This window comes from Nordella sp. HKS 07 (assembly GCF_011046735.1).
Lineage (GTDB): Bacteria > Pseudomonadota > Alphaproteobacteria > Rhizobiales > Aestuariivirgaceae > Taklimakanibacter.
Genome location: NZ_CP049258.1, coordinates 1,618,406 through 1,625,000 on the forward strand (window position 1 = coordinate 1,618,406; position 6,595 = coordinate 1,625,000).

Consider the following 6,595-nt stretch of genomic DNA (forward strand, 5'->3'; position numbering starts at 1 on the left):
GTTGTCCTATCTTCACCGTCAGCCGCGCCCCTCGATCATCTTCCAGCCATTGCCCGAAGGGTCGCGGAACCCGGCATCCACGCTGCCGTAGCGCGCAACCGGTTCCTGCGTGAATTCCACACCGCGCGCCAACAAGCGCTCATAGGCGGCGCGGCAGTCGTCGACGAGGAGGACGAGCGGCGGCATGGCGCCCTTGGCAACCATCTCGCGCAAGGTCTGCGCGGTCGCCGCATCGTGAACCGGTGCCCCAGGCGCGAACAGGCCGAGCTGGAACGACGGCTGGTCCGGGTGCTGAACCGTGAGCCAGCGATAGGGACCATTGCGCACATCGGCATGGACGCGGAATCCCAGCTTGTCGACATAGAAGGCGAGCGCCTCGTCCTGATCGCGGACATAAACACCGACCACATCAATACCTTGGCTCATAGGACCTCCATTTCTTGGGGGCCCTCCGTACCAGCCTCTTCCTGCCGACGCTTCTCCGAAACTGCTATTGTGAGGCCGGGCCGCTGCGCCGCGCGCAGGACGCATTCCGGCACGCGCTCGCGGTCGCCCGGAGCGGCCTGCTCGCGCGCCCTGATCGCGGCGGGATTCTCGCCCGTCACGTCCCGGAATGTCCGCCCGAACGTGCCCAGGCTGTTCCAGCCGGTTTGGAAGGCGATTTCCGTGATCGGCAGATCCGTTTCGCGTAAGAGCGCCGTGGCCCGCTCGATGCGCCGCGAAAGCAGGTAGCGGTGCGGCGGGACGCCGAAGGCTTGCCGGAACGACCTTGCGAAATGCGCCTCGGAGGAGCCGCTCACCTGCGCCAACCGCCGGACGGGCCATTCCTCATGCGAGGCGGCGTCCATCCGATCCTTGGCGCGCAGGAGGCGTCGCAGCAGCTCCGGATCCTGACCCATATGCCCTCCTCCAGATCACGATGAGCTTGGATTGAATCAATCCGAAATCATTAAACGTGATCAATTCTCATGTCAGCGCGGGATTGTTGCGAAAAACCGATGCCCAGTTTTTCGCATCCCCGCTGGAGAATGATCGTTCCGGGTGGCAGTATAGGCGAAACCCTCGTCTCAGCCCAAGATCAGGAAATCGCAATGCCGGCACCGGATGCCACGCCCGTCACCATCGATGTCGCCGGCGAAGGCCATGTCTCGGGACTTCTCCTGAACCCGAAGAACGCGCGTGCCTTGTATGTCTTCGCCCATGGCGCCGGCGCCGGCATGACGCATGCTTCGATGACGGCGATCGCCAAAGGCCTGGCTGAGCGCGGCATCGCCTCCTTGCGCTATCAATTCCTTTACATGGAGCGAAAATCGAAGCGGCCTGATCCGCCGAAGCTCGCGCAGGCCGCGGTGCGCGCCGCCGTCGCCGAAGCCAGGCGTGTCGCGCCCAAGCTGCCGCTTTTCGCCGGCGGCAAGTCATTCGGCGGCCGCATGACCTCAGGCGCTCAGGCCGTCGCACCTTTGGACGGCGTGCGCGGTCTCATCTTCTTGGGCTTCCCGCTTCATCCGGCCGGCAAGCCCGGGCGCGAGCGCGCCGATCATCTGGAACATGTCCATATCCCGATGCTCTTCCTGCAAGGCACGCACGACGCTTTGGCCGAGCTCGATCTCCTGAAGCCGGTCGTCAAGGACCTCGGCAAAGGTGCTACGCTGAAGCTCTATGATCCGGCCGATCATTCCTTCCATGTGCCGGCGAAAAGCGGCCGCAAGGATGCCGAGGTGCTGGACGAAATCCTGGATGACTTCGCCCGCTGGGTGGATGAGGTCCTGGCGTCATGACTTATGAGGAGGTGCGCCGGATAGCGCTGGCCTGGCCCGGCGTCGAGGACGGCACCTCCTATGGAACGCCGGCGCTCAAGATCAAGGGCAAGTTCTTCACCCGCCTCAAGGAGGACGGCGACAGCCTCGTCATCAAGGATGTCGATCCCGACGAGCGCGACATGCTGATGGAAGCCTCGCCCGACATCTTCTACATCACCGACCACTACAAGGGCTGGCCGATGGTGCTGATACGACTATCCAAGGCGCATCCCCAGCAAGTGAAGCCGCTGCTCTTCAGATCCTGGAAAGCCACCGCGCCCAAGCGGCTGGTGAAAGCTTTCGAAGAGCAGGCGCAAGCGCGGTAATAGCTCGCTACAGATTCTGGCCTAGCGCCTTCTCGCAATCTCCGGTCAATTGCCGCCTCCTGATCGAGGAGGTGAGACTTGACTCACGATACCGATAAACGCCCGTGCGAAGAATCGACGGCGATGCCGCTGCGCTGGCTTCTGGCATATCTGCTCCAGGCCGGTCCGAAGAGACGTCGGCACCGCCTTCATTCCCGCGATGTCACCGCGCTGAATGACTACATTCTGCGCGACATCGGGCTCGATCGCACCGAGTTCAGAATGAGCGTCCAGTTGGCGCGCAGGCGTGCCTCAAGTGAGCCGGAACGATGACGCATCAGCGTGCATGCACACCCGCACCCCGCAGAAGCTTGAGCGCCGCGCCATGGGCTTCCGCCACCCAGGCGGCCATGCCTTTCGGGTCGGGCGGAAATTCGAGCTCGATCGAGGCGGCGCCTTGGAATCCCGTCTCGCGGATCGCCGTCAGATAGTCGGCAAAGGGCGTGTTGCCGCGCCCGGGCGGCATATCGCCGTGATTGGTTCCGTCGCAATCCGACATATGCACATGGGCGATGCGGCCTTTGAGCCGCTTGGCGACCTGTTCCGGCGGTATGCGCATCAGCCAGAAATGCGAGATGTCGATTGTCGCCTTCACATTGGCGAGGCCCACCTCGTCGAGGAAGCGCTCCATCGTGTCGAGCGAATTGATGAAGGCGAATTCGAAGGGCAGCAATTCGATGGCGAGCTCGCGCTGGCGCGCCGCCGCATGCTGGCCCACCTGCCGCGTCGCGTCGACCACCATGTCCCATTCGCCTTTGGCCGGGATGAGCTTCTTCTGGAACATGTATTCGCCGGGCACGAAGCAGAGATTGCGGGTGGTCGGAATGTCGGCGGCGAGATCGACGACATTCTTCGCCCGCTCGATATGATAGAAGCGGATGGCCGGATTGAAGTCGCTCAGGCCCAGACAGGTGCAGACAAGTGAAACGACCGGCAGGCCGGTCGACAGATTCTCATCGATATAGGCCTGCCGCTCAGCCTTGCCGAGCTTGCCCGGATCGAAGCCGACAAAGAGATCGAGGCTTTCGAAGCCGATGCGCTTCGCCTCCTCGCGCCCGCGCCGGCCTTCATAATCCGTGCCGAACCAGGCCGAATCGATGAGGCCGAGAGTCCAATTTCCAGTTTGCGGCATAGGGCACCTCCCGCCGCATCTTCCCCGACTTTCCCCGGCCTGCCAACCCCGGGGCGCGACAGCGGATTGTGCGGACTTCGTATTGCTGTGGATTCCTGCCGCAACGCAAAGTAGTCTTTAGTGTCCCGAATCCGAAGTTCGCCACAGCCAGCGGGACCTTCGAGCGAACTTCGGATTCGGAAGGACACTAGAAAACCTAATAATTCTAGTGTGCTTTTGAACGCGAAGTTCCTGTCGGTGCAAGCCGCCAGATATCAGGAACTTCGCGTTCAGCACACTAGGCCAAGGAGACGCGACATGGATCGCCGCCTGGCCGCCATCGTCCTGGCCGATGTTGTCGGCTACAGCCGCCTGATGGAGGCGGACGAGGCCGGCACGGTAGCGACCCTCAAGAAACACCGGAGCGAAATCCTGACACCGCTGGTCGCCCGCCACAAAGGCCGGATCGTGAAGCTCATGGGCGACGGTGTCCTCCTCGAATATCCGAGCGCCGTCAGCGCCGTCCAATGCGCGGTCGAGCTGCAGTCGGCACTCGCCGCCGCCAATGAGCATCTGCCCGAGGATTCACGGATCCTGCTGCGGATCGGCATCAATCTGGGCGATGTGGTCGTCGAGGGCGACGACATCCTGGGCGACGGCGTGAACATAGCGGCAAGGCTCGAGGCGATCGCCGAGCCGGGCGGCATTTGCATCTCCGACAGTCTCTACCGTCAGATCCACGGCAAAGTCGATTTCCAGTTCGACGATTTTGGCGAGCAGGCGCTGAAGAATATCGCGAGTCCGGTCAGGGTCTACCGTCTCCGGCGGGCGAGTCCGCCGCTCCAGCCACGCCCCGCTCTGTCGCTTCCCGACCGCCCCTCCATTGCCGTGCTGCCCTTTGATAATATGAGCGGCGATTCCGAGCAGGACTACTTTGCCGACGGTATCGTCGAGGACATCATCACCGCGCTCTCCCGCATGCGCTGGCTGTTCGTCATCGCCCGCAATTCGAGCTTTACCTATAAGGGCCGCGCCATCGACATCAAGCAGGTCGGCCGTGAGCTCGGCGTGCGTTATGTCCTGGAAGGAAGCGTCCGCAAATCGGGCAACCGGGTGCGCATCACCGGCCAGTTGATCGAAGCCGCCAGTGCGGCGCATCTGTGGGCCGACCGCTTCGACGGACAGATGGAAGACGTCTTCGATCTGCAGGACAAGATCACCGCCAGCGTGGTCATGGCCGTCGCGCCTAAGCTCGAGCAGGTGGAGATCGAGCGTTCGCGGCGCAAGCCGACGGAGAACCTCGACGCCTATGACCACTATCTCCGCGGCATGGCGAGCGTCCATCTATGGACGCGGGAAGGCAATGCCGACGCTCTGGCACACTTCTATAAGGCGATCGAGATCGATCCGAAATTCGCCGCCGCCCATGGCCTCGCTGCGCGCTGCTATTCGCAGCGCAAGGCCGGCGGGTGGAATGTCGACCCCGTCCGTGATGCCAGGGAAACCTCGCGCCTCGTCCGGCGCGCCGTCGACCTCGGCCCCGACGATGCGCTGGTTCTGTGCACCGCCGGAATTGCGTTGGCCTATGTGGTGGGCGATGTCGAGGAAGGCGACGCGCTGACATCCAAGGCGCTGACCCTCAATCCCAACCTCGCCTGGGCCTGGCTGTTCAGCGGCTGGACGAAATTATGGCTTGGCGAATTCGAGACTGCGATCGAGCGGCTGAACAATGCCTTGCGGCTCGGCCCCAACGATCCTCAGATTTTCCTGATCCATGACGCGCTGTGCTCCGCCCAATTCTGCATCGGGCGCTATGAGGAGGCGCTGCACTGGGCATTGAAGGCCTTGCGCGGCCGGAGCCTGCCCTTGACCGAATATCTGACGGTCGCCTGTGCCGCGCATCTCGGCCGTCTGGCGGAAGCGAAGGAACGCCTGGCGCCGATCATCAAGGCCGACCCTGCATTACGCATATCGGCCTTGCGGGAGAACTTCCCCGAACTGCGCCGGCCGGAGGATTTCGGCAGGCTGGCGGAAGGCCTGCGCCAGGCCGGACTGCCGGACTGACCCGACGCCTATCGAGGCCGCGCCCGCGAAGCCCGTCTCTCGCAGGCTTCGCGGCTCGAGGCGCAATCAAATCTTGCCGCGTCCCAAAAAGCAAAAACCCGCCGTGCGATTACTCGCGCGGCGGGTTTTAAAGAGATCGATGAAGAAGTTGTTTTGCACATATGTGTCTGTCTTTTGCAGGCCTGGCAGCGACCTACTCTTCCGCGTCTTAGGACGAAGTACCATTGGCGCTGAGGCGTTTAACGACCGAGTTCGGGATGGGATCGGGTTCGGACACCTCGCCATAGCCACCAGGCCGGCGAAAGACAGACAATCAACTAGGTTTTTGCTTTTTGTACGCGTCAGCTGATCCGAAAGGTCTGCAACCTTTGGGGCTGATGCGGCAATACCGGATGGGTATTGAAAATGAGAACAATCAAGCCGTTCGAACGATTAGTACCAGTAAGCTCCACGCCTTACAGCGCTTCCACACCTGGCCTATCAACGTGGTCGTCTTCCACGGTTCTCAAGGGAGAACTGGTTTTGAGGTGGATTTCCCGCTTAGATGCCTTCAGCGGTTATTCCGTCCGCACATAGCTACCCTGCTGTACCGCTGGCGCGATAACAGGTCCACCGGAGGTGCGTTCATCCCGGTCCTCTCGTACTAAGGACAAATCCTCTCAATTCTCCTACAATCACGGCAGATAGGGACCAAACTGTCTCACGACGTTTTGAACCCAGCTCACGTACCACTTTAATCGGCGAACAGCCGAACCCTTGGGACCTGCTCCAGCCCCAGGATGTGATGAGCCGACATCGAGGTGCCAAACGATTCCGTCGATATGGACTCTTGGGAATCATCAGCCTGTTATCCCCGGCGTACCTTTTATCCGTTGAGCGATGGCCCTCCTCACGTGGGGCCACCGGATCACTATGACCGTCTTTCGACTCTGCTCGACTTGTCAGTCTCGCAGTCAGGCAAGCTTATGCCATTGCACTCGACAGCTGATTTCCGACCAGCTTGAGCTTACCATCGCGCGCCTCCGTTACTCTTTGGGAGGCGACCGCCCCAGTCAAACTACCCACCATACACGGTCCCGGACCCCGATAAGGGGCCGCGGTTAGACATCCATGTCAACAAGGGTGGTATTTCACATTTCGGCTCCACGAAAGCTAGCGCCTCCGCTTCAAAGCCTACCACCTATGCTACACATGCCAGCACGAATGCCAGTGTAAAGCTATAGTAAAGGTGCACGGGGTCTTTCCGTCTGACCGCA

At 61.6% G+C, this 6,595-nt stretch carries 7 protein-coding genes and 2 rRNA genes (1 of these 9 only partly in view); 4 read left to right on the forward strand and 5 right to left on the reverse strand.

Annotation, left to right across the window (positions count from 1 at the left end):
- Positions 1 to 18: 18 nt before the first annotated feature.
- Positions 19 to 426, reverse strand: a complete 408-nt coding sequence (locus tag G5V57_RS07590) for a VOC family protein (protein WP_165166931.1) — start codon at positions 424 to 426, stop codon at positions 19 to 21.
- The gene (locus G5V57_RS07595; protein WP_165166932.1) at positions 423 to 899 is read right to left on the reverse strand and encodes a helix-turn-helix transcriptional regulator; all 477 of its coding nucleotides are present in this window, start codon (positions 897 to 899) and stop codon (positions 423 to 425) included. Before G5V57_RS07595 ends, G5V57_RS07590 begins: the two co-directional genes overlap by 4 nt.
- A 192-nt stretch (positions 900 to 1,091) precedes the next feature.
- Between G5V57_RS07595 and G5V57_RS07600 the strand changes: the two genes are divergently transcribed.
- The 3 genes from G5V57_RS07600 (at position 1,092) to G5V57_RS07610 (ending at position 2,437) form a co-directional block, all read left to right on the forward strand.
- Positions 1,092 to 1,778 carry an alpha/beta family hydrolase gene (locus G5V57_RS07600; protein ID WP_165166933.1) on the forward strand — a complete coding sequence of 229 codons (687 nt, stop codon included), beginning with the start codon at positions 1,092 to 1,094 and terminating at the stop codon, positions 1,776 to 1,778.
- A complete protein-coding gene (locus tag G5V57_RS07605; protein WP_165166934.1) occupies positions 1,775 to 2,125 on the forward strand; it encodes an MmcQ/YjbR family DNA-binding protein in 351 nt (116 codons plus the stop codon). Before G5V57_RS07600 ends, G5V57_RS07605 begins: the two co-directional genes overlap by 4 nt.
- Positions 2,126 to 2,203: 78 nt before the next feature.
- Positions 2,204 to 2,437: a hypothetical protein gene (locus G5V57_RS07610; protein WP_165166935.1), complete on the forward strand. Its 234-nt coding sequence runs from the start codon at positions 2,204 to 2,206 to the stop codon at positions 2,435 to 2,437.
- Between the two features lie 4 nt (positions 2,438 to 2,441).
- On the opposite strand, the gene G5V57_RS07615 is transcribed toward G5V57_RS07610, so the two are convergent.
- Positions 2,442 to 3,296, reverse strand: a complete 855-nt coding sequence (locus G5V57_RS07615) for a sugar phosphate isomerase/epimerase (RefSeq protein ID WP_165166936.1) — start codon at positions 3,294 to 3,296, stop codon at positions 2,442 to 2,444.
- A gap of 297 nt (positions 3,297 to 3,593) precedes the next feature.
- On the opposite strand from G5V57_RS07615, the gene G5V57_RS07620 reads away from it, so the two are divergent.
- Positions 3,594 to 5,339: an adenylate/guanylate cyclase domain-containing protein gene (locus G5V57_RS07620; RefSeq protein WP_165166937.1), complete on the forward strand. Its 1,746-nt coding sequence runs from the start codon at positions 3,594 to 3,596 to the stop codon at positions 5,337 to 5,339.
- A gap of 180 nt (positions 5,340 to 5,519) precedes the next feature.
- On the opposite strand, the gene rrf is transcribed toward G5V57_RS07620, so the two are convergent.
- Positions 5,520 to 5,634, reverse strand: a 5S ribosomal RNA gene (rrf, locus tag G5V57_RS07625).
- Positions 5,635 to 5,750: 116 nt separating this feature from the next.
- A 23S ribosomal RNA gene (locus G5V57_RS07630) occupies positions 5,751 to 6,595 on the reverse strand (it continues 1,900 nt past the right edge of the window).